A 22,580-nucleotide genomic window follows, 5' to 3' on the forward strand; every position below is an offset into this window, starting at 1 on the left:
TAGGTCTTGCACAAGACCTAATAAGTCAGCTCGGCAACTGCAATCCGGTTCTCCGATGCCGGCCAGGCCCGCATCACAATGCGCTCCATGTTGAAGATTGCGGCGAGCGGACGGCCGATCTCGGCCGCGGTGAGCCGCAATGTCGTCACCGCATCGGTCGGCACGCCCGATTTGATGTCGGCCGGCTCCTTGCCGTCGAACAGCACGACATCGCGCGGTAATCCGAAATAGCCGCGCGGCCGCGACATCAGCACGACCGCGCCCGCACCGGCATCGGCGGGACCGAGCAACCTCGCCGCGCGCAGATGCACGATCTCCGAGGAGCGCGGAAACGGCGAACGATAGATATGCGTCGTCACCGCATCGGGCGATGTCAGCACGAATTCGAGCGGCCAGGACGGATCGACCTGCGCCGGCCCCCAGCGGCCGTCGGTGCCGGTCTGCGAGCTGTGCAGCGGGCCGCCGATCCGCTCGCCGGTCTCCGCCGCCACATGATAGATGTCGACCGTGGCGCCCGGCACCGGGCGGTTGGTCGGCACGCCGCCGGGCGTGCCGGTGACGAGGCCGCTCAACCTCACCGGCTGCTCCGGTGCGATCTCGATCCGCGACGGCTCGTGCCCCGCGATGAACTTGTAGATTTCGCGAAAGGCGCGCGGATGATAGGCGGTCTCGCGATGATCGACCGCGCCGAGCACCAGATTGGTCGCGCCCTTCAAAGCCGGACCTTCTGATGTGACGTTGGTCGGCGTACCCGGCTTGCCGATGAAGCGGCCGTCGGCTTGCGCATATTTGTCGAGACCATCGCTGCGCAAGGTCAGGAATGCGGTGCCCGCGGTCACCTCGCTGTCGCCCTCATTCAGCCCGCGCAGGAACGGGCCGCGGCCGTTGAACTCGTTGCCGAGGCCGTCGTCCGACCCATAGACGCCGTGATTGGGCGTGCCGCACAGCACCGCGTGGCTGACGTCGCCGGCACCACCGTTCTTGATGAAGTTGCGGATCGCATTGCCGCCGCGGGAATTGCCGACCAGCGCAATCCGCGCGGCGCCGGTGTTCTGCTTCAGCTCGCTGACCGCCTCGGCGAGCGCGCGGCGCTGATCCTCGGTCGAGGAGCGGCCCGCCTGCTCGACCTTGTCATCGGCGCGCGCCAGCGGATCGGTGAAATTGATCGCGGCCATGCGCTCGCGCGGCACGCCGTTGGATTCCATCCGCCACAGCGTCGTCAGCCAGAGCGCGGCGTGGTCGCCATTGCCGTGCACGAACAGGATCGGCGGCGGAATCTCGGCGGCGGACGCCGGCTGGGCCAGCGCCGGGGTGGCGAGGCGGCCGGCCATCAGCGACAGCGCGCCAGTCCCTTGCAAAAATCTCCGCCGCGACAGCGCCATCGGTATCCTTCCTCAGGCCTTTCAGGGCTTTAGCTGTGACCTCGATCAGCGAAATATACCGTAATCGCTGGACAGGACACGCGTTTGCCGGGCATCAGTTGATGCAGCCGGAATCATTCAACAATCCATAGCAGGCCAACCGGAACCGGATATGACCGAACCGCGTGATCGCTCCGACAGTATCACTGCACCGTTGCGGCATTCAATCTTCCGGCGCATCTGGCTCGCCAGCCTGCTCTCCAATCTCGGCATCCTGATCCAGGGCGTCGGCGCCGCCTGGGCGATGACCCAGATGACCGCCGAGGCCGACAAGGTGGCGCTGGTGCAGACCGCGCTGATGCTGCCGGTCATGCTGATCTCGATGCCGGCCGGCGCCATCGCCGACATGCATGATCGCCGCGTGGTGGCGCTGGTGTCGCTCATGATCGCGCTCTCCGGCGCCACCACGCTGACGGTGCTGGCCTGGCTCAATCTGGTGACGCCGAACATCCTGCTCGCGCTGTGCTTCGTGGTCGGCAGCGGCATGGCGCTGTTCGGCCCGGCCTGGCAATCCTCGGTCAGCGAGCAGGTGCCGTCGGAGACGCTGCCCGCCGCGGTCGCGCTGAACGGCATCAGCTACAACATCGCGCGCAGCTTCGGTCCTGCGATCGGCGGCATCGTGGTGGCGTCCGCGGGCGCGGTGGCGGCATTCGCGGCCAACGCCGTGCTGTATCTGCCGCTGCTGGTCGTGCTGTTCCTGTGGCGGCGCGTCAGCGAGCCGTCGCGGCTGCCGCGCGAGCGGCTGAACCGCGCGATCGTCTCCGGCGTGCGCTACATCACCAATTCGCCGTCGATCAAGATCGTGCTGACCCGCACCATGGTGACCGGCATCATCGGCGGCTCGGTCTCGGCGCTGATGCCGCTGGTGGCGCGCGACCTCCTGCATGGCGGCGCGCAGACCTACGGCATCATGCTCGGCGCGTTCGGCATGGGCGCGGTGATCGGCGCGCTCAACATCAGCGAGATCCGCAGCCGGCTCAGCGGCGAGGCCGCGATCCGCGTCTGTGCGTTGACGATGGGCGCGGCGATCGCGGCCGTGGCCGTGAGCACGCAGCCTGTGATCACCGCCGCAGCCCTGGTGGTTGCCGGCGCGGTGTGGATGCTGGCGATCGCGCTGTTCAATATCGGCGTGCAGCTGTCGGCGCCGCGCTGGGTCGCCGGCCGGTCGCTGGCGGCCTTCCAGGCCTCGATCGCCGGCGGCATCGCGATCGGCAGCTGGTGCTGGGGCCGCATCACCGACCTCGGCGGCGTCGAGATGGCGCTATTGATCTCGGCCGGCCTGATGCTGCTGTCGCCGGTGCTGGGCATCTGGCTCAGGATGCCGCCGATCGGCGCCCGCAACGAGGACGCCACCGATATGCTGGCCGATCCCGAGGTGCGGCTGCAACTGAGCGGGCGCAGCGGACCGCTGGTGGTCGAGATCGAATACCGGGTGGCGCAGGACAAGGCCCGCGCCTTCCACAATGTGATGCAGGACGTGCAACTGAGCCGCCAGCGCAACGGCGCCTATGGTTGGTCGATCGCGCGCGACATCGCCGATCCCGAATTGTGGACCGAGCGCTACCACTGCCCGACCTGGCTCGATTTCCTGCGCCAGCGCAATCGCGCCACCCAGATCGAGCGCGAATTGCATCAGAAGGCGGCCGACTTCCACATCGGTGCCGAACCGATCCGGGTGCGCCGGATGCTGGAGCGTCCGTTCGGCTCGGTGCGCTGGAAGGACGAGACCCCGGACCGCGCCGCCAAGGAGGTGATCCCGGTGGTGGCGACCGCAGCGGGGAGCAGTACGTAGTCTCGATCGTCATTCCGGGGCATCGCGAAAGCATCGAACCTCAGATGCGCAATTGCGCATCGGGGAATCTCGAGATTCCGGGTTCGCTTCGCGCCCTGGAATGACGGCGGTTACTGCCCGTTTTCCGTAAGAGTCTGCTGGCAGGCCTTGCTGAGGCGGCTGCGATGCTCCTTCAGGCAGGCCAGCACGACCTGATCGCCCTCGCCGAGATGGGCGCGGCAGAACCGCGACGCATCGCGGGAGCAGGCATCGCGTCCCTGCTGCTGTGCAGAGGCGGCCGACGCCAACAGAACGAATGGCACGACGGCGAGCAGAAATCGGGTCATGTCTCAAAGCCTCTAAAGAATGCACCGCCGGTTCTATAGTGTTTCAGCACCGGGAAGAAGCTTGAAACGGCGGGCCGACCGGTCGGTTCCACCGCGCAAGATCACTCCGCGGCGGCCCGGCGCTGGGCGGCGAGATCGCGATCCAGCACGACGCGGCAGCCGCTGGTCAGCTGGGAGCGATTCCTGATCATGCAGGCGGTGATTTTGGGGATGTTCGGGATCTCTGCGCTGCACAGGCGGAACGCGTCGCCGGTGCACATCTGCTGCGCCTCGGCGCTGAACGCGAAGCCCGCGGTCGGCGATAACACGGACACGCTGGCCGCAACGGCCAACGCAACGCTGGCCCTGCGGACGGTAACCCGGCTCCTGAAGATGGTGGTCATGATCGGCTCCCATCGGCACCGCGAATGGCGGGGCCCGTTGTTCGATGGGTCCGATCCTGCACGGGCGCGAGCCAGCAGACTGTGATAGTCATCACGTAGGCGTAAGCCGCACTTTTTCTTGCCGTTCCGGCGCCCCGTTGGGATCGCGTTAAGACCTTGTTGGCATTAATCGCTCGTTACGGCTGTGGCGTATCCTTAAGTTCCGAGAGAGTGTGTAGCGATGCGTAGTGCGTTGGGCCTGATGCTGGCCAGTGTTGTAGCGGCGATCGTGATCGCCGGCGTGTGGTTCTGGACCTCCTCCCCGCGTGCCGACGCGGCACCTCCGCAGACCACGGCCGCAAGCCAGGCCGATCCGCTTCCCGCGGCGGCCAAGCAGGCCGCCAGGGACGATGTCGAGACGACCGCCGCGCTGTCGAAGCGCGCCGATGCCACCCAGGCAGCCGCCCCAGCCGCGGCCCCCGCAGCGGCGCCGATGCCGGCCCCGGTCGCAGCCGCGGCCACGCCCAAATGCAACAATCCCGACGCGCTCGGCATCAGCCGCACCGTCGTGGTCGACACCACGGGCGGCCCCGGCTTCGGCTTCCTGCAATACAAGCAATATGATTTCCTGACCGACCATGAGGTCGTGCTGACCTTCGACGACGGTCCGTGGCCGACCACGCCCGCGGTGCTCAAGGCGCTGGCGGATGAGTGCACCAAGGCGGTGTTCTTCCCGATCGGCCTGCACACCACCTATCACCCGGATATCCTGCGCCAGGTCGCAGCCGCCGGCCACACCATCGGCGCCCACACCTGGTCGCATGCTCATCTGGCGAGCAAGAAGCTCACCGAGCAGCAGGCCAAGGACGAGATCGAGAAGGGCTTTAGCGCGGTGAAGCTGGCGCTGGGCGCCAATCCCGCCCCGTTCTTCCGCTTCCCGGCGCTGGCGCATACGCCGGCGACCACGGCCTATCTCGGCACCCGCAACATCGCGATGTTCTCGGTCGACGTCGACTCCAACGACTTCAAGTCCAAGAACTCCGACGAGGTGATCAACAACGTGATGACCAAGCTCGACAAGGAGCACAAGGGCATCATCCTGATGCACGATCTGCAGAAGCACACCGCGCAGGCGCTGCCGACGCTGCTGCGCAAGCTGAAGGCGGGCGGCTACAAGGTGGTCTGGATGAAGGCCAAGACCCAGATCGAGACGCTGCCCGAATACGACGCGATGATGGCGAAGACCGAGAAACCGGTCGCATCGGGCCGGCCGATCGGCAACGTCGTGCAGACCGTCGCCGAGTAACGCAGCCAACGCATTCGACACGCTCAACGCAAGGCGCCCCCGGATCGGATCCGGGGGCGCTTTCGTTTTTGCGGCCCTAGCCACCCTTCAAGGGAACGCGTGTCGTGCCCTGCGGTGGCTCCAGCCAAAACAGCGAAAACAACCCCATGCAAAGGAGCGGAAAGGTTCTATGATACCAGAAGATTCCGCGGCGATGCAGCTCGCCGATGATCCGGCCCTCGGTCCAGCGCCGGGCGTGGCGGTGATGACTCGACCGCTGCGCGCCTGCTGGCCCGACGTCGGGCGCCGCTGACGACTGGACGCCGGCCTCCTGGGCCGTCGTGGTCAGCTGGGCCTGCGGCTGCGGAGCCGCCGCTGGCGTTGCGACCGGCGCTGCGCGCTCGCCACGACAGCGGCGAACAGGGGCGGGGTCTGCTCCTCAGCCGAGAGCTTGCCGATGCGGTTGTCCGCGTACGGCGGCAAGCCCCCAAATGCCGCCGCGTCGGAAGACGGAACTTGTGCGGCGTGGGGCGTATGCGTGAGGCTAGACGGCCGACTGATCTAATGGACCCGCTCTATTGCGTGCCTGACCCCGCGACGGTAAGTATAAAAATTGATTTTTCAGACCTCTATTCAAATTTTTAGCATTTCGTTGGGCAAATGAACGTCGCAGTATTGCCGAGCAGTTCTTTAGGGCAGACCAGTCCCGATTCGTTGGAGGAACCCGACCCCGCTGTTGCCGCTCCAGGGGTCACGCTGAGATCCGATCCATCGCTGCAATCCGCAGGAGCTTCTGCAGCAGTCTCGAGTGCACAGCGCGCTTTTCCGGCGCCAGCGGAGCTCCCGACCCAGGAAGCGCCGAGGGGTATTCGCTTCGATTTCAATGATGGTTGCAGGGTTGCGCTGCCGCAGAGCGAGCACGCTTGGAAAGTCCGCCTCAGCGACTTGGATACTGGAAATATTCTCTTCGAGACGGAGTTCAATGGCGGCTGGGTAGCGAGCGCCAAGAAGTATTACGTTCGCATTCGGATCGATGTTTGGCAGCGGGACGAAAGCGTTTTCGTTCACGATTATTCGGCGGCTGATTGCGAAATCCTGGTGCAATTCCCAGTCGGCACGCTCGGCGACCTGATGGGATGGTTTCCCTACGCGGTGAAGTTCCGCGAGCGCCATCATTGCAAGCTTACCTGCGCGATGGGCGAAAAACTGATCGAGATATTCCGCGACGCATATCCGGAAATAACCTTCGTGACTCACGAAGAGGTCACCCCCGAGCGCTATTACGCCACATACAGCATCGGATTATTTTTCGAAGATAAGGATTTCATCTATCAGCCGTGCGACTTTCGTCACGTCGGGCTGCATCGCACTGCCGGCTATATTCTCGGTGTCGATCCAACCGAGGCAAGGCCACACCTCGTCATCGAGAACGATGAAAGGCCGATCGCTGAGCCCTACGTTTGCATTGCGGTTCAAAGTACGACGCAGAGCAAGTATTGGAACAACCCTGATGGTTGGCGATCGATCGTTCGTTTCCTGCGAGAAGCTGGCTATCGCGTCGTCTGCATCGACCAAAAGCCCGTGCATGGTCACGGTCTGATCTGGAATCACATTCCGAACGGCGTTGAGGACGAGACCGGCGAAAAGCCGCTCGCCGAAAGGATACGCTACTTGAGGCATGCGGCCTTCTTTATCGGGCTGTCGAGTGGTCTATCGTGGCTGGCCTGGGCCGCCGGGATCCCGGTTGTGATGATTTCGGGATTCACGCACCCGACCAACGAATTTCATACGCCGCACCGCGTGATCAATTATCACGCCTGCAATAGCTGCTGGAACGACGTCCGTGTCAGCTTCGATCACAAGGATTTCCTTTGGTGTCCGCGGCACAAGGACACGCCCCGGCAATTTGAATGTACCCGCTTGATCACGGTCGATCAGGTCAAGGCGGCGATCCGGAACGTGCCAGGCTTCGTTGAGCGCGCCGAGCCTCTCACGTTGGAAGGCCGTGGATGACTGTCGTCAGTAACGGCCACACCCTTACAATACCGAGCAGCGTTATAAGTAGAGGCGAGGTTTCTTTGGCGGCTGAACCGAAACCGTCATGGCAGACGGCGCCGTCGCGGGTCCGAATTGCCGGACAGACTAATGGATTTCGTCAAAGATCAGTTTCAAAGAGTATTTTTCGGAGGGATTTATGGGCGTGAACGTTGTCAGCGGAGGCTCCGTATATGTGTCGGACATGCAGAGCGACAATAGCGTAGCCTACGGCGGAACTCTCTACGTTGTGAATGGCGGATCCATCAGCAACACCGTGAATGCGGGGAGTGTCGTTGTTTCCTCCGGCGCCACGGATGTCGGCGACACGACCTCCAGTGGTTCTTCCAATAGCGCCGGGCAGATTTACGTTCTTGGCACCCTCGTCAACGCTGTGGTCAACGGTGGAGGAGGTGTGTCCCTCGGCATCACTCCGTCAAACGCGACCGGGACTGGAACCGCGATCGGCACGACCATCAATAGCGGCTTAATGGCCGTTTACAGTGGCGCGACCGCAAGCAACACCACGGTCGGCAGCGGCGGGATTAGACTATTCAACGGCACAACCATCAACACCACTCTCAGTGGCGGCAACGAACAAATGTGGGGCGGCACCACGATCAGCACCTTGATCGAGAACGGAGGATACGAATACGTCTCCGACACATACAACAACAACTTCGTGGGCAGCGCACTCGCGTCCAACACCACGATTCAAAGCAGTTCCGAACAGATCGTCGGATTTCTTGGCGGCGGTGTCGCGATCGGCACGACGATCGCCGGCGGAACGCAGTGGATCGGCTATGCCGCCTTCGGAAGCGCCGGCAATGGTGTCGCGAGCAATACCACCATCACCAGCGGTGGAATCCAGCTTATTGCGCCATACAACTATATTGCGACAGGCAAAGCCGTCAACACGACGGTAACCGGCAGCGGCAGCATCCAATACGTCGGCAGTGGCCAATACTGCGGAATCGCAACGGCGATCTCCACCACGCTGATCGCGGGCGGTAAACAGATCGTGTGGGGCGGCGGCGTGTACAGCCCCATCGCCAGCGGCACGGTAATCAGTTCGGGCGGTAGCGAGATTGTTTCGTCCGGCGGCATCGGGAGCGGTACGGTGATCAGTTCGGGCGGCACCGAAATCGTCGTAGCGGGCGGCAGCGCCTACACGACGGTGATCAGCTCCGGTGGCACCGAAGTCGTCTCATCCGGTGGCACTGCCGACGGCATCGTCGTCAACAGTGGCGGGACGTTGATCATCATGGACGGCGCCCATGTGACGAACGTGACCGGCAACGGCGTTGTTAGTTCGGGCGGGATCAACCAAGCCGGCACTTCAGGGAATGACAGTCTGTATGGGAGCGGCGGAAACGACACGCTGTCAGGCCTGGGCGGAAACGATGTTCTTGTCGGCAATGCCGGCGACGACATCTGCTATGGCGGCGACGGCAATGATTATATCTATGCCGGTGCCGGCAACGACGTGCTGTCGGGGGATGCCGGGCTCGACGTGCTGCTCGGCGAGGACGGCAATGATGTGATCTATGGCGGCACCGGATTTAACTATCTGTTCGGCGGCAACGGTGCCGACACATTGATCGGCTCCGGCGGCGCGGGCTCTGGCGACGTCAATGTCATGTTCGGGGACGCCGGTGCCGATTATCTCTATGGCGGAGCCGGCACCAATTACTTCTATGGCGGCACCGGCGTTGACACGATGTTCGGCGGCTCCGGCTTGAACATCTTCATCTCTACTGGCGAAACGGACGGCAACTTCATCTATGGCGGCTCCGGTCAAAACTATGTCTACGGCTCGAATGGCGGTGATACAGTCACTGGCGGCGCGGGAGTCGACGTATTTCTGATGGGATCGGGCAATGATTCAATCACCGGCGGCGGCGGTGTCGACTATGCTTGGGGCGGAGGAGGCTCCGATACGTTTACGATCAACGATAGCGGGTCGGAAGTCATGGTCATCCAGGACTTCAACACCGGCGGTGTGAACGACGCCCTCAATTTCGCCGGCACGTCTCTCCATTCGTTTGCTGATGTCCAAGCTGCGGAGTTCTACTCGCCGGGGATCAACACCACCATCATCACCGACGCGGCCGGCAACGCCGCTTGGCTGATCGGCCTTGCGCCCGGGCAACTCGACGTCAGCATGTTCAAGTTTACGTAATTCGGCAACTCAGGGCGCGCGCGGACAAGGCGCGCGCAGCCGAACATCGCGTTCTTCGTTGTTCGTCGATCTCTTCCACTAGCACGGAATTCTCACGCCATTCCCCCGCCCAGCGACAGGCTCCGTTCGCCGGCCCGCGCGGATGCGGACGGCAAGACTATCGCCGTGATCGGGATGAGTTTGCGCGTACGAATGTCTCCGACTAGTGCGGAGAACCACGACGGCAGCGGATCGTCTTCCTTCATTGCAACTTTACGAGCCGCCCCTTTCAATATCGTGTTAGCCAACGGCTCGAGTGCGTCAATCTCGCTAAATGGCAGCATCCGCGCGCGGGAGATAATGACCATCACCGGATTCAAATCGAGGCCGATGGCCTTGTGTCCGCGATGGATTGCGGCATACGAGGTGGTGCCGCTGCCATTCCACGGGTCGAGCACGGTCGGCCCGGGCTTCAGATTCAAGCTTTCCAAAACTTCGTTCGCAAACGCTTCGGGAAGCCAGCGTAATACGGAAAGAACTTCTCCCAAGTGGTCTGTTCGTGGCTGTCGCGCTTCGGGGTCGGATTCCCGCTGAGCGGCATTGTTTTCGTTGATCCTCTTGAGACTCCATCAATTACACGCGATTCGTCTTGTTCGTTAACCCTGCTCATGCGGTGAAGGCGAGTTTCCGCAGCGTTTTCGTTTCGACTGCAGCAATCCTGCATCGGGCGGACGGTCTGCAATTGAGGTTTTTTGGCTCCAGTAGGCGCTGCGGCGTGGGCAGCACGCGACTGCTTGCCCGCCCGACCGATCGGCTCTCTATGGAAAAACTGGTGCCGCAAGAGGGACTCGAACCCCCGACCCCGTCATTACGAATGACGTGCTCTACCAACTGAGCTATTGCGGCGAACCGTTCGGGCTGCTGCCTCACAACGCGTGCCACCTGATATCGGGCATGACCCCGATTGGCAAGATGACGCGGGTATTTAACCGCCCGGCGGTTATCTACCTGCGAATTAGCTTCCCAAACGTGACAGAAATCCGCGCCAGCCGCCCGCCTGGGCCTTGGGCGGGCCGATTTGTTCCGCAAACTCATCCACCGGGCCGTCCTCGTCGACCCCGGGGTCGTCGGGGGCCCGGACGATCGGGATCACGGCCGGGATCGGCGCCGGCGGTGCCTTGGGCAAGTCGGTCCGGGAGCGGAACAGGGGCGCCGGGGCCGGCGGCGCCGGTTCGGCGGCTGCTGGCGGCGGGGCCGGCTCAGGCGCGGCCGGTTCGGCCGGGGCGGGCTCGGCCTCGATGGCCGCTGGCAGCGGGGCGTTATCCTGGGCGGTCGGCGCGGCCGGCTCCACTGGTTTGCTCTCGGCCGGCTTCACCTTGACCGGTTCAACCGGGTTGGCCGGCTCCGGCGGTTTGGCTGTCTCCGGCTCGCTGGCCAGCTCCTTGGCCAGTTCCCTGGGCGGCTCGACCCGGCGCGGCGCCAGCATCGCCTCCTCGAACGGCGAGGGCTCGATCGCATGGCCCTTGTCGGACGGCAGCGCCGCGACCGGGGTCTGCCACTGGAAGGCATCGAGGCGGCCGGTGACCGGCGAGACCGGCCGCCAGCGGTCGGAGACATAGCCGTCGGCGGTCCACACCGGATCGTGCAGCGCGCGCACCGCGCGCAAGGTCCAGGCCCGCGCCCGGCCGCTGTCGCCATGCTCGGTGCGCTCGATCTCGGCCATCAGCAGCGCGACGCGCTGCGTCGGCAGTGCTGCGAACGGCTCCAGCGCCGCACGCGCCTTGGCGAATTCGGCGGCATCGATCGCGGCGCGCGCGATCGCCAGCGCGCCCTCGATATGGCCAGGCGTTTTCGCCGCCAGCGTCTCGACCCGCACCAGGCGCTGGCGCGCGGAATCGCCGAGCCGGACATGCGAATAGGCGTCGGCGAGATCGGGATGCGGCTGCTTGAGCCACGCCGTCTCGACGATGCGCATCGCGCGGCGCACCTGATGCGCCTCGCTCTCGAACTTCGCGGCGAGCACGGCGGCCGGGATCAGCGTCGGCGCCAGCTTCACCGCCTCCATCGCACTCGCGCGCGACAGATCGCGATCGATGGTCTCGAATTCCAGCGCGCGCGCCGTCAGCAGCACGCCGCGCTGCCGCCGATAGGTCGCCTTGTCGATCAGCCCTGCCGACTGGTTGTTGTCGATGATCGACAACGCGCCGGCCCAATCGCCCTTGGCGCAGCAGAAGCCGAGCACCGCATGCGAGGCCCATGACGACGACGGCGACAGCTTCAGCGCCTCCTCGGCGATCATCACGGCCGCCACCGGATCGTCGGCGCGCTGCGCTTCGATGAACAGGCCGCGCAGGCCGAGCAGCCTGGTGTCGGCGCGCTCGGCCATAGCGCGGAAGGCGCGCTGCGCGCCGTCGCGATCCCCATCAAGCTGGGCCGATTGCGCATGCAGCAACAGCGCCAGCGGATCGCCCCCGGCATGGCGCCGCGCCACTTCGGCATGCGCACGCGCCGCCGATGAATCGCCATGCCCGATCGCGAGCAGGCCTTGCGTGATGGCGTGACGGCCGCGTGCCTGGCGCCGCTCGCGCCGGCCGCGGCGGATATGGCCCGGGATCTTCCACAGCGCGCGCAGGATCACACCGGAGACCATCGCAACGACGATGATGAGGCCGAGCAGATACATCGGCTGCTTCGACGTCAGGCGGAAGCCGCCCCAATTCAGCACGAGATCGCCGGGCTGATCGGCCAACCAGGCCGCACCCGCTGCAGCGAGCGCGATCAGCAGCAGGAACAGAATGATCCGGATCATCAAGAACCCAATGGCAAGAAGCTATTGATTGACCGTGGCGAGCGCCGCCATGGCGTTGTCGGCAAATTTCCGCGACGCGTCGAGCGCGGCGCGGCGCGCGTCCACCTTGGCGAGCCAGGCCTGTGCCGCAGTGCGATCAGCCGGCGGCAGCGACTTCAATTCACGCTCGGTCAATGCGAGATCATTATGCACGGCGGCCGATGTCACGCGCGCGACGATGCTGCTGCGATCGGAGCCGGTGCCATCGGCGCGCTCGATGCGGATCAACTTGGAGGCGCCGGCCTGCAGACGATCGACCAGGCCCGCATTCGCCGCCGCAGCGTCCGGCGCCGGCGGCGCGAGCTGCGGCACGATCTCGATCAGCTCACGGCACAGTGCGGCCGGGCTCGGTACACCTGATGTCGCAAACGTCTCGAGCGGCTTCAGCACCGCGGCGTCATCCGAGAGCGCCTTCGCGGCCTCGAGCGCCGACGCATAGGGGTCACCGTGACGAACCGCGCCATCGAGCAGCGATGCCGCGACCACGCGGCGCAACGGCACGTCGTCCGCCTTCGCCTCGGCCTTGGTGTCGGCGATCTTGCCGTCCTGCCTGGCGATCGCGGCGCCTTGCGCCTTCAATGCGCCCTCGACCTTGTCGATGCGCGCGGTGATGCCGGAGATGTCGGGCGCGGCCGCGCCGTCGCGCGGCGCAGCCTTCGCGTCATTGACAACAGCGGCAAGCTTGTCGGATTGCGCTCGCGTTGCGGCGAGCTCGGAGCGCAGCGCGGCGATCGATTTATCGAGCGCCTCGAGCCGCGCCGTTGTCGCGGGATCGGCGGCCGCAGCAGGCGGCCGGCTCGCCTTCGATTCCAACGCGCTGACGCGGGTGCCGAGCTCGTCGACCGCGGCGGCATTGGGCTCCGCCGCCGAGGGCTGCTGCACCGTGGGCCAGCCGAGCAGCCAGCCGACCCCGATCACAAGGGCTGCCGCGACCGCGCCGGACAGCGGCGCCACCACCCAGGGCGATACCGGCCGCGCCGGCTCGGCGTCCGGCGCCGCGGAAGCGGTCCCATGCTGCGGCTCCGTTTGAGGCGCGGCGTCGGCCTGGGGCTCCACCCCAAGGGCCGCGGCGTCCACGGACGGCCGTTCAGCTTCGTTGCCGGTGTCCTTGCCGGCTTCCTCGGCGCCCTCGGCATTCGGCGGTTCACTGGAAATATCGGTCGCCTGAAGATCGATGGTCGGCGGCGCGCGCTTGGGCCGGGAATCCGGCGAAGGTCCTGTGTCGTCGGGCCTTTCTTCAGCCATCGCAGAGGGTCCTCAAAACTATTGGCCGCACATTGTAGCAGAATCGGCGCCAGTTCTTAGAGCACGATCCGAAAAACCGAGCATTGCCTAACATCATGGTCAGACGAAAGAATTAATCCGGTCAGGGCCGCATCGTTCGCACCAGCGCCTCCAGCAGGGCAGCCTCATCCGGCCGTGCCGCCACCACCACCTTGGTCGCGCCGGCGTCATGCAGCACGGAGGCGACCGCCGCCGAGATGCAGCATTGCGGCAGAGCCAGCGCCGAGATCTCGATGCCGTCGGCCCTGACGGCGTCGAGGAACGCCTGGGCGCTGCGGCGGGAATAATGCAGCACCGCCGTGATCCGGTTCGCCATAAAGGCGTCGCTGACCTCCCTCGGGAAGGCGGCCACCGGCGCCATCCGGTAGGTGGTGTGGGTGACGATACTCAGCCCCTGTTCGCTGAGTTCGCCGGCGAGATCGCGCGACAGGTCGGCGCCGGCAAGATAGAGCAGCACGGCCGACGCCGCGAGTTCGCCGGCCTTGACCCGCGCCAGCACGAGATCGCGCAAGCTTGCCGCCTCGCCCTTGGCGACGATCACCTTGGCAAAACCCGTGGAGCGCGCGGCATCGGCGGTGTGCGCCCCGACCGCGAACAGCGGCAGACGCAACAACCGGCTGGCCGCGAGATCGAGCGCGCGCAGCGCATTGGCGCTGGTCAGGACGACGGCATCGTAATCCGCCTCATCGTCATGGAACGGCAGCGGCTCGAAGCGCAGCACCGGCGCCGCGACGGCCTCGAAGCCGCGCTGGCGCAGCGCCGCGAGCGTGGCGTCACTATCCGGATGCGGTCGTGTGACAAGGATGGTCACGGGGTCAGGTCTCCAGCCTCAGAAATTGGACCTTGCAAATTGGACCTTTGCAAATGGGCCTGGCCGACCGATTGCACTTTCAGACCTCGCAATGCTACCCCGGAGGGGACATTTTGATGGATATGATCCTGCCGGAAACTGGTTCCGGCCTGTCCGGATCATGCTGGTAGCACAAGGGCCGAAATTGGAACACGAACCACCGATGCTGGTGCTGGGGATCGAGACCACCTGCGATGAAACCGCAGCCGCCGTGGTGGAGCGCCAGGCTGACGGGCAGGCAAGGATCCTCTCCAACGTGGTGCGTTCGCAGACCGACGAGCACGCCCGCTTCGGCGGCGTGGTGCCGGAGATCGCGGCGCGCGCCCATGTCGACCTGCTCGACGGGATCGTCGACAGCGCGATGAAGGAGGCCGGCGTCGGCTACGGACAATTGTCCGCGGTCGCGGCCGCCGCCGGCCCCGGCCTGATCGGCGGCGTCATCGTCGGCCTCACCACCGCGAAGGCGATCGCGATGGTGCACGACACGCCGCTGATCGCGGTGAACCATCTCGAGGCGCACGCGCTGACGCCGCGGCTGACCTGCGCGCTGGCGTTTCCCTACTGCCTGTTCCTGGCATCCGGCGGCCACACCCAGATCGTCGCCGTGGTCGGCGTCGGCGACTATGTGCGGCTCGGCACCACGGTCGACGACGCGATGGGCGAGGCATTCGACAAGGTGGCGAAGATGCTGTCGCTGCCCTATCCCGGCGGACCGGAGGTCGAGCGTGCAGCGGCCGGCGGCGACCCGACGCGGTTTGCCTTTCCGCGCCCGATGCTCGGCCGGCCCGATGCCAATTTCTCGCTGTCGGGATTGAAGACCGCGGTGCGCAATGAAGCGAGCCGGCTGGAGCCATTGGAGCCGCAGGACGTCAGTGATCTCTGCGCGAGCTTCCAGGCTGCGGTGCTGGAAGCGACCGCGGATCGGCTGACTGTCGGACTAAAACTGTTCCAGGAGCGGTTCGGCACGCCGCGCGCGCTGGTCGCGGCCGGTGGCGTTGCCGCCAACCATGCCATCCGCAGCGCGCTGCAGGAGGTCGCGGCGAAAGCGCAGACCACGCTGATCATCCCGCCGCCGGCGCTGTGCACCGACAACGGCGCGATGATCGCCTGGGCCGGCGCCGAGCGGATGGCGCTCGGCCTCACCGACACGATGGAAGCGCCGCCGCGCGCCCGCTGGCTGCTCGATGCCAACGCCAAGGCGCCGGCCGGCCACGCCAACAGCCGCGCCGGATATTGAACCGGGGGTTTTGATGCCCGCGCATAGCTCAGTCAGCGTGATCGGTGCCGGCGCCTGGGGCACGGCATTGGCCGAGGTCGCGGCACGCGCCGGCCGCAAGGTGACGCTGTATGCGCGCAATGCCGAACATGCCGTGCAGATCGAGGCGACGCGAGTCAATCCAAAGCTGGCCGGTGTCCCGCTTCATCCCGGCATCGTCGCGACGCCGGATATCGCTGCGGCGGCACGCGCGGACATCATCCTGGCCGTCACGCCGGCGCAGCATTTGCGCGCGGCAGTCGGGCACCTTGCGCCGCACCTCGCGCCTGAGACGCCGGTCATCGCCTGCGCCAAGGGCATCGAGCACGGCACGCATAAGTTCATGACCGAGGTGATCGCGGAGGCTGCGCCGCGGGCGGTGCCGGCGATCCTGTCGGGGCCGAGCTTTGCCGACGACGTCGCGCGCGGATTGCCGACGGCGGTGACGCTGGCCACAAAGGACGAAGCGCTCGCACGCGCGCTCGTCCAGGCGCTCGGCTCGGCGACCTTCCGGCCCTATCACACGACGGACGTGCGCGGCGTCGAGATCGGCGGCGCGGCCAAGAACGTGCTGGCGATCGCCGCCGGCATCGTCGTCGGCCGGAATCTCGGCGCCTCCGCGCTGGCCGCGCTGACCACGCGCGGCTTCAGCGAGCTCGCACGATTGGGCCGCGCCTGCGGGGCGCGCACCGAAACCCTCGCCGGCCTGTCCGGGCTCGGCGATCTCCTGCTCAGCTGCTCGACCGCGCAGTCGCGCAATTTCGCGCTCGGCCTCGCGCTTGGACGCGGCGAAGCCGCGCCGGTCGGCAAGCTCGCCGAAGGCGCGTTCACCGCTCCCGTGCTGTGCGAGCTCGCCGCGGCGCAGACGGTCGACATGCCGGTGTCGAACGCGGTCGCCGCGATCCTCGGCGAGCGGCTGACCATCGACGCCGCGATCGAGGGCCTGCTGACCCGGCCATTCAAGGCCGAGTGACGCACGACACGGGTGCGCGAGGCGGTGCTTCACGATCCGCGCGCGCCGTACTAGCGTGGCGGCGAACCGTCGGATCCCGGTCTTAGCAGTCGAGCAATGGATCCCAAGGGAAAACACATGCGTCAACCGCAACGCGCCATCGTTCCGATCTGCATCGCATTCGCCCTCGCCGTCTCATCCGCCGCCCACGCCCAAACCGCCACCTCCTATGACGAGCTCGCCAAGAGCGAGGCGGCTGCCAATGCCGACAACGGCAAGCGGGTCGCGCCGCTCAAGTCGATCGGCAATCCCTCTGCCGATGTCTCTCCCGAAATGCAGGCGATGATCGGCACGCCCTACCCGCCGCATTTCAACGCCGACCCGAAGACATCAGCGGAATGGAAGGAGCTGATCGATCGCCGCGCCAAGCAGGCCATCGCGAATATCCCGGCGATGAAGGCGAAGCTCGGTGTCAAGGTCGAGGAAACAAGGATCGCCGGCGTGCACTGCTACATCGTGACGCCGAACAAGATCGCGCTCGAGAACCGGCGGCGCCTGCTGATTCATGTGCACGGCGGCGGCTATGTGTTCGGCCCCGGCGAAGCGGCGTTGCCGGAAGCGATCATGATGGCCGGCTTCGGCGGCTACAAGGTGATCTCGGTCGACTACCGGATGCCGCCGGACTTCCCCTATCCGGCCCCGATGGACGACGCGATGGCGGTCTGGAAGGAGGCTTTGAAATCGCACGAGCGCCACCGGCTGGCGATCTTCGGCACCTCGACCGGCGGCGCGATGACGCTTGCGATGGTGCTGCGGGCGAGGGATGAGAAGCTGCCGCTGCCGGCCGCGATCGCGCCGGGCACACCATGGTCCGACATCGACAAGATCGGCGACAGCTACGCGAGCAATGAGTGGGTCGACAATGTGCTAGTGACCTGGGACGGCTGGCTCGGCCGCGCCGCCAGGCTCTATGCCAACGGGGCCAGCCTGAAGAATCCCTACATCTCGCCGATCTATGGCGACTTCAGGGGCTTTCCGCCCACCATCCTGACCTCGGGCACGCGCGACCTGTTCCTCAGCAACACGGTTCGCACCCATCGCAAATTGCGACGCGCCGGCGTGATCGCCGATCTCAACGTCTATGAGGGGCAGTCGCACGCCCAGTACCAGATGAACATCGACGCGCCCGAGACCAGGGAGGCGTTCACCGACATCGCCAAATTCTTCGATCGGTATCTTAAACAGTGAGTGCGGATGCCCGCGCTTGTCGCGGGCGACCGCCTCCCTGTAGATTGCCGCGCGATGGGCGCTCGAGAACGGGATGAGTCGCGATGAATTACTGGCTGGTGAAATCCGAGCCGTCGGTCTGGTCGTGGGACCAGCAGGTTGCCAAGGGCGCCAAGGGCGAGGCCTGGACCGGCGTGCGCAACTTCACGGCGCGGCAGAATCTGGTCAACATGAAGAAGGGCGACAAGGCGTTCTTCTACCATTCCAACGAAGGCAAGGAGATCGTCGGCATCGCCGAGGTCGTCAAGGAAGCCTATCCCGATCCGACCGACAAGACCGGCAAGTTCGTCTGCGTCGACATCAAGGCCGACAAGCCGCTGAAGACACCGGTCACGATGGTCGCGATCAAGGCCGACAAGAAGCTCGCCGACATGGCGCTGGTGAAATATTCGCGGCTCTCGGTGCAGCCGGTCACCGCGGAGGAGTGGAAGTACGTCTGCAAGATGGGCGGGCTGTGATCAACCCTCTCCCCTTGTGGGAGAGGGTGCGCTCGCGAAGCGAGTGCGGGTGAGGGGTCTGTCTCCGCGGAGAGAACCCCTCATCCGTCGCGGACTGCGTCCGCGCCACCTTCTCCCACAAGGGGAGAAGGGAAGTAGGACCTTACGCCCCCGCCGCCATCACCACCTGCGCCAGCAATTGCTCGCGCTTACTCTGCGTGCGGTAGCCGCCCATCGTCGCGGCGAAGCGCTCGAGGATGCCGTCCTCGAAGGCGGTGACGATGGTGTCGTGGACATAGCTCTTGCGGCAGATCGCCGGCGTGTTGGAGAGCTGGTCGGCGGCGGCGCGGATCGCATCCAGCACCTGGCGCTTGCGGCCGCGCTGGCTGGCGGCGGGCGTGATCCGCGACAGCGATTCCACCACGACGGCCGACGCCATCAGGGTGCGGAAATCCTTCAGCGAGATCTTGATGCCGGCGAGCTCGCGCAGGAACGCGTTCACCGCCGTGGTCGAGGCGGCGCGCACGACGCCGGAACGGTCGTAATACTGGAACATGCGCTTGCCCGGGACGTCGCGCAGGATGCCGATCGCGCGCACCAGCTTGGCCGCGTCGCATTCCTTGCGCACCGCCTTGCCGCCCTTGGCCTTGAAGGTCAGCACCAGGCTGTCGTCTTCCAGCGTGACGTTGGACTTCAAGAGCGTGGTGGCGCCGCGGGTGCCGTTGAGGCGGGCATAGGATTCGTTGCCGGGGCGGATCGCGGTGCGCGCGATCAGCTCGATCACCGCCGACAGCGCGAACTCGCGGGTCGGCTCGTCGCCGGACAGGAACGCCGAAACCTTGCGCCGGATCTTCGGCAGCGCGGCCACCAGCTTGCCCAGGCGATGCGCCTTGCGCTGCTCGCGGACCTTCTCCCAATCGGCGTGATAGCGGTATTGCAGCCGGCCGGCCGCATCGAGGCCGACCGCCTGCAGATGCGTGTTCGGATCGGTGGAGTAGCGCACCTGGCGATAGGCCGGCGGCATCGCCATCGCGTGCAGCCGGCGGATGGTGCGGGCGTCGCGGACGCGCGAGCCGTTGGCGCGAACGAACGAATAAGTCTTGCCGCGCTTGACGCGGCGGATGGTCAGCTCGTTCTGGTCGCCGAGCCGCAGGCCGAGATCACGGGCCAGTTCTTCAACCGAGGTCTTGACGGCGGCGGGGGCGTCGAGCTTGATCCTGGACGGCTTTGCCTGCGCTGGCTTGGGCCATTGGCCCAGCGCCTTCGCCAGGGCGACAGCGGGATCGGCGGACATGGGCCGCACAGCCGCGATGTTCTGCTGATCCATCATCTCAGTTAGACGCCTTGTTCCGTTGTTCTCCCGGTAATGCCGTTGCTTCGGGCTTCGTTCCGGTGGGGCCGTCCGGCCTCGGTTTCGCGATTTAGGGCGTCAGGGCTGACATTGCGAGTCGCGATTCGGTTATTTGAGGTCTCTAAATACCTTTCATGGGTGCCATTCGCCCGCTAACCCTGATTTTGGCCCCTCCGGATCGGGTCAAAATGGCGGGAACGCGGGCCGGGAACCCCATCGGGACGGGCCCACCACGGACGATCTGCCGCGGCCGAACAGGTCAGAGATCGTACAACTTCTCGCGACGCTGCCGGATGCCGGGGGCATCGACCGACCGAACGGCTTACCCGCCGGCAGGCAGGCCAGCCTTGCAACATGCGTCACCTCGACGCGTTCAGGCCGAGGGGGGCCGGCATCGAAGCAACCAATTGTTGGTGCAGATCGTCGCGGCGGCGGCCGATCGTTCGCTTCATCGCGCGTTATCAAGATCGGCACCGGCCCGCTCGTCGTCGGACCCGGCATCGTTGCGATGGCTGAACCACGGTGCACAGAGCAACGTCACTACGACCAAGAGACCAGTGACCGGGAACGAACGATGGCGCATAGGTTTCCATCGTCAATGAGGCACGGTAAATCGGCCCATCACATGCAGAAGCTGGCGGCCTCGACCCATGGCTTCTGCGCGACGAAAGTGACAGTCCTTTTTCCTTGCCGGGCCGGAATGCGCCAACGCATAATCGCGGCAATGATCAAGACGGCTTGAACTTAAAAGACTTGCCGCCGCGTCGTTTGCGATCGGCAATGAGTGGAGGAAAGCGATGTCCGAGAAGATCTATGACGTGTCGGCCGACTGGGCCAAGCGCGCTTATGTCAACGACGCCAAATATCGCGAGATGTACGCGCAGTCGGTCAAGGACCCCAACGGCTTCTGGGGCGAGCACGGCAAGCGGATCGACTGGATCAAGCCCTTCAGCAAGGTCGAGAACGTCTCCTACGCGCCCGGCAACATCTCGATCAAATGGTTCGAGGACGGCGAGCTGAACGTCGCCTGGAATTGCATCGACCGCCATCTGGACAAGCGCGGCAACCAGACCGCGATCATCTGGGAAGGCGACGACCCTTCCGAATCCAAGCACATCACCTACCGCGAGCTGCACGACGAAGTCTGCAAGATGGCCAACATCCTGCGCACGCGGAACGTCGGCAAGGGCGACCGCGTCACGATCTATCTGCCGATGATTCCGGAGGCCGCCTACGCCATGCTGGCCTGCGCGCGGATCGGCGCCATCCACTCGGTGGTGTTCGGCGGCTTCTCGCCGGACAGCCTCGCCCAGCGCATCAAGGACTGCGACTCCAAGGTCGTGATCACCGCAGACGAAGGCCTGCGCGGTGGCAAGAAGGTGCCGCTGAAGGCCAATGTCGATGCCGCGATCGCCAAGACCGGCGGCGTCGACTGGGTCGTGGTGGTGAAGCGCACCGGCGGCAAGATCGAGATGAACCCGACGCGCGACCTCTGGTACCACGAGGCCGCCGAGATGGTGACCAACGAATGCCCGTGCGAGCCGATGAATGCGGAAGATCCGCTGTTCATCCTCTACACGTCAGGCTCGACCGGCACCCCGAAGGGCGTGCTGCACACTTCGGCCGGCTATCTCGTGTTCGCGTCGATGACGCACCAATACGTGTTCGACTATCACGACGGCGACATCTACTGGTGCACCGCCGACGTCGGCTGGGTCACCGGCCACAGCTACATCCTCTATGGGCCGCTCGCCAACGGCGCGACCACGCTGATGTTCGAGGGCGTGCCGAACTACCCGGACAATTCGCGGTTCTGGAACGTGGTCGACAAGCACAAGGTCAACATCTTCTACACCGCGCCGACCGCGATCCGCGCGCTGATGCAGGGCGGCGACGAGCCGGTGACGAAGACCTCGCGCAAGTCGCTGCGCCTGCTCGGCTCGGTCGGCGAGCCGATCAACCCGGAAGCCTGGGAGTGGTACTATCGCGTGGTCGGCGAGGAGCGCTGCCCGATCGTCGACACCTGGTGGCAGACCGAGACCGGCGGCATCCTGATCACGCCGCTGCCCGGCGCGACCAAGCTGAAGCCGGGATCGGCGACGCGGCCGTTCTTCGGCGTGGTGCCTGAAATCGTCGACGCCGACGGCAAGACGCTGGATGGCGAGACCTCGGGCAATCTCTGCATTGCCAAGTCGTGGCCGGGCCAGATGCGCACCGTCTATGGCGACCACGCCCGCTTCGAGCAGACCTACTTCTCGACCTACAAGAACAAGTATTTCACCGGCGACGGCTGCCGGCGCGATGCCGACGGCTATTACTGGATCACCGGCCGCGTCGACGACGTCATCAACGTGTCCGGCCACCGCATGGGCACCGCCGAGGTCGAGAGCTCGCTGGTCGCGCACGAGGCGGTCTCGGAAGCCGCCGTGGTCGGCTATCCGCACGACATCAAGGGCCAGGGCATCTACGCCTATGTCACGCTGATGAAGGGCACCGAGCCGACCGAGGCGCTGCGCAAGGAGCTCGTCGCCTGGGTCCGCAAGGATATCGGCCCGATCGCCTCGCCGGACCTCATTCAATTCGCCCCCGGCCTGCCGAAGACCCGCTCCGGCAAGATCATGCGCCGCATCCTGCGCAAGATCGCCGAGGACGAGCCGTCGAGCCTCGGCGACACCTCGACCCTGGCCGATCCGGCCGTGGTCGACGACCTCGTGCAGAACCGGCAGAACAAGAAGTAATCCGGCGACGACAATCTCGGGACATGGTGCAAGGGCCGCGCGCGATCACCGCCGCGGCCCTTCGCTTTTCATGCGATCGGGCGTCGATGGCCCTTCAAACGCTCTGGGATTGGGCATTTCACGGGATTGTCAGAGGCGCGGCGCTATTCCGGCGCGTTTGTGGCCGGGTGTTGTTTTCAAGTCATTTACTTTGATGC

General features: G+C 65.4%; 17 protein-coding genes and 1 tRNA gene. 9 read left to right on the forward strand and 9 right to left on the reverse strand.

Features of this window, described 5'->3' with window-relative positions; genetic code table 11:
* Positions 1–17: 17 nt before the first annotated feature.
* Positions 18–1,382 (reverse strand): hydrolase, encoded by a 1,365-nt coding sequence (locus tag ACVMB0_RS07680; protein ID WP_461345823.1) that lies wholly within the window; start codon positions 1,380–1,382, stop codon positions 18–20.
* 151 nt (positions 1,383–1,533) lie between these two features.
* Between ACVMB0_RS07680 and ACVMB0_RS07685 the strand changes: the two genes are divergently transcribed.
* On the forward strand, positions 1,534–3,213 hold the full coding sequence (locus tag ACVMB0_RS07685) for an MFS transporter (protein WP_456751418.1): 1,680 nt from the start codon (positions 1,534–1,536) through the stop codon (positions 3,211–3,213).
* Positions 3,214–3,323: 110 nt separating this feature from the next.
* On the opposite strand, the gene ACVMB0_RS07690 is transcribed toward ACVMB0_RS07685, so the two are convergent.
* Positions 3,324–3,539, reverse strand: coding sequence for a cysteine rich repeat-containing protein (locus ACVMB0_RS07690; protein WP_461345824.1), 216 nt, complete (start codon positions 3,537–3,539; stop codon positions 3,324–3,326).
* 101 nt (positions 3,540–3,640) lie between these two features.
* Complete coding sequence (locus ACVMB0_RS07695; protein ID WP_456751416.1) at positions 3,641–3,922, reverse strand: hypothetical protein; 282 nt, start codon at positions 3,920–3,922, stop codon at positions 3,641–3,643.
* 220 nt (positions 3,923–4,142) lie between these two features.
* On the opposite strand from ACVMB0_RS07695, the gene ACVMB0_RS07700 reads away from it, so the two are divergent.
* The 3 genes from ACVMB0_RS07700 to ACVMB0_RS07710 all read left to right on the forward strand — a co-directional run bounded on the left by ACVMB0_RS07700 (position 4,143) and on the right by ACVMB0_RS07710 (position 9,402).
* The gene (locus ACVMB0_RS07700; protein ID WP_461345825.1) at positions 4,143–5,207 is read left to right on the forward strand and encodes a polysaccharide deacetylase family protein; all 1,065 of its coding nucleotides are present in this window, start codon (positions 4,143–4,145) and stop codon (positions 5,205–5,207) included.
* 639 nt (positions 5,208–5,846) lie between these two features.
* Positions 5,847–7,199 (forward strand): autotransporter strand-loop-strand O-heptosyltransferase, encoded by a 1,353-nt coding sequence (locus tag ACVMB0_RS07705; protein WP_461345826.1) that lies wholly within the window; start codon positions 5,847–5,849, stop codon positions 7,197–7,199.
* 181 nt (positions 7,200–7,380) lie between these two features.
* Entirely contained in the window at positions 7,381–9,402 is a 2,022-nt protein-coding gene (locus ACVMB0_RS07710) for an AIDA repeat-containing protein (protein ID WP_461345827.1), read from the forward strand.
* A gap of 92 nt (positions 9,403–9,494) precedes the next feature.
* On the opposite strand, the gene ACVMB0_RS07715 is transcribed toward ACVMB0_RS07710, so the two are convergent.
* The 5 genes from ACVMB0_RS07715 to ACVMB0_RS07735 all read right to left on the reverse strand — a co-directional run bounded on the left by ACVMB0_RS07715 (position 9,495) and on the right by ACVMB0_RS07735 (position 14,324).
* Positions 9,495–9,929: a DNA methyltransferase gene (locus tag ACVMB0_RS07715; protein ID WP_461345828.1), complete on the reverse strand. Its 435-nt coding sequence runs from the start codon at positions 9,927–9,929 to the stop codon at positions 9,495–9,497.
* Between the two features lie 282 nt (positions 9,930–10,211).
* Positions 10,212–10,287 (reverse strand) — tRNA-Thr (locus tag ACVMB0_RS07720).
* Between the two features lie 109 nt (positions 10,288–10,396).
* Positions 10,397–12,190 carry a heme biosynthesis HemY N-terminal domain-containing protein gene (locus tag ACVMB0_RS07725; protein ID WP_461345829.1) on the reverse strand — a complete coding sequence of 598 codons (1,794 nt, stop codon included), beginning with the start codon at positions 12,188–12,190 and terminating at the stop codon, positions 10,397–10,399.
* Between the two features lie 21 nt (positions 12,191–12,211).
* Positions 12,212–13,474 carry a COG4223 family protein gene (locus ACVMB0_RS07730; RefSeq protein WP_461345830.1) on the reverse strand — a complete coding sequence of 421 codons (1,263 nt, stop codon included), beginning with the start codon at positions 13,472–13,474 and terminating at the stop codon, positions 12,212–12,214.
* 121 nt (positions 13,475–13,595) lie between these two features.
* On the reverse strand, positions 13,596–14,324 hold the full coding sequence (locus ACVMB0_RS07735; RefSeq protein ID WP_461345831.1) for a uroporphyrinogen-III synthase: 729 nt from the start codon (positions 14,322–14,324) through the stop codon (positions 13,596–13,598).
* A gap of 202 nt (positions 14,325–14,526) precedes the next feature.
* Here ACVMB0_RS07735 and tsaD point away from each other — a divergent pair, with 202 nt between their 5' ends.
* The 4 genes from tsaD to ACVMB0_RS07755 all read left to right on the forward strand — a co-directional run bounded on the left by tsaD (position 14,527) and on the right by ACVMB0_RS07755 (position 18,315).
* Entirely contained in the window at positions 14,527–15,600 is a 1,074-nt protein-coding gene (gene tsaD / locus ACVMB0_RS07740) for a tRNA (adenosine(37)-N6)-threonylcarbamoyltransferase complex transferase subunit TsaD (RefSeq protein ID WP_461345832.1), read from the forward strand.
* Between the two features lie 13 nt (positions 15,601–15,613).
* Positions 15,614–16,591, forward strand: a complete 978-nt coding sequence (locus ACVMB0_RS07745; protein WP_461345833.1) for an NAD(P)H-dependent glycerol-3-phosphate dehydrogenase — start codon at positions 15,614–15,616, stop codon at positions 16,589–16,591.
* Positions 16,592–16,708: 117 nt separating this feature from the next.
* Complete coding sequence (locus ACVMB0_RS07750; RefSeq protein WP_461345834.1) at positions 16,709–17,818, forward strand: alpha/beta hydrolase; 1,110 nt, start codon at positions 16,709–16,711, stop codon at positions 17,816–17,818.
* Positions 17,819–17,901: 83 nt separating this feature from the next.
* Complete coding sequence (locus tag ACVMB0_RS07755; RefSeq protein WP_461345835.1) at positions 17,902–18,315, forward strand: EVE domain-containing protein; 414 nt, start codon at positions 17,902–17,904, stop codon at positions 18,313–18,315.
* A gap of 142 nt (positions 18,316–18,457) precedes the next feature.
* Here ACVMB0_RS07755 and ACVMB0_RS07760 read toward each other — a convergent pair whose 3' ends face one another.
* The gene (locus ACVMB0_RS07760) at positions 18,458–19,624 is read right to left on the reverse strand and encodes a DNA topoisomerase IB (protein WP_461345836.1); all 1,167 of its coding nucleotides are present in this window, start codon (positions 19,622–19,624) and stop codon (positions 18,458–18,460) included.
* An 818-nt stretch (positions 19,625–20,442) separates the two neighbouring features.
* Here ACVMB0_RS07760 and acs point away from each other — a divergent pair.
* Positions 20,443–22,383, forward strand: coding sequence for an acetate--CoA ligase (gene acs / locus ACVMB0_RS07765; protein ID WP_461345837.1), 1,941 nt, complete (start codon positions 20,443–20,445; stop codon positions 22,381–22,383).
* Positions 22,384–22,580: the final 197 nt, after the last annotated feature.

Source organism: Bradyrhizobium sp. USDA 4451 (assembly GCF_054822585.1).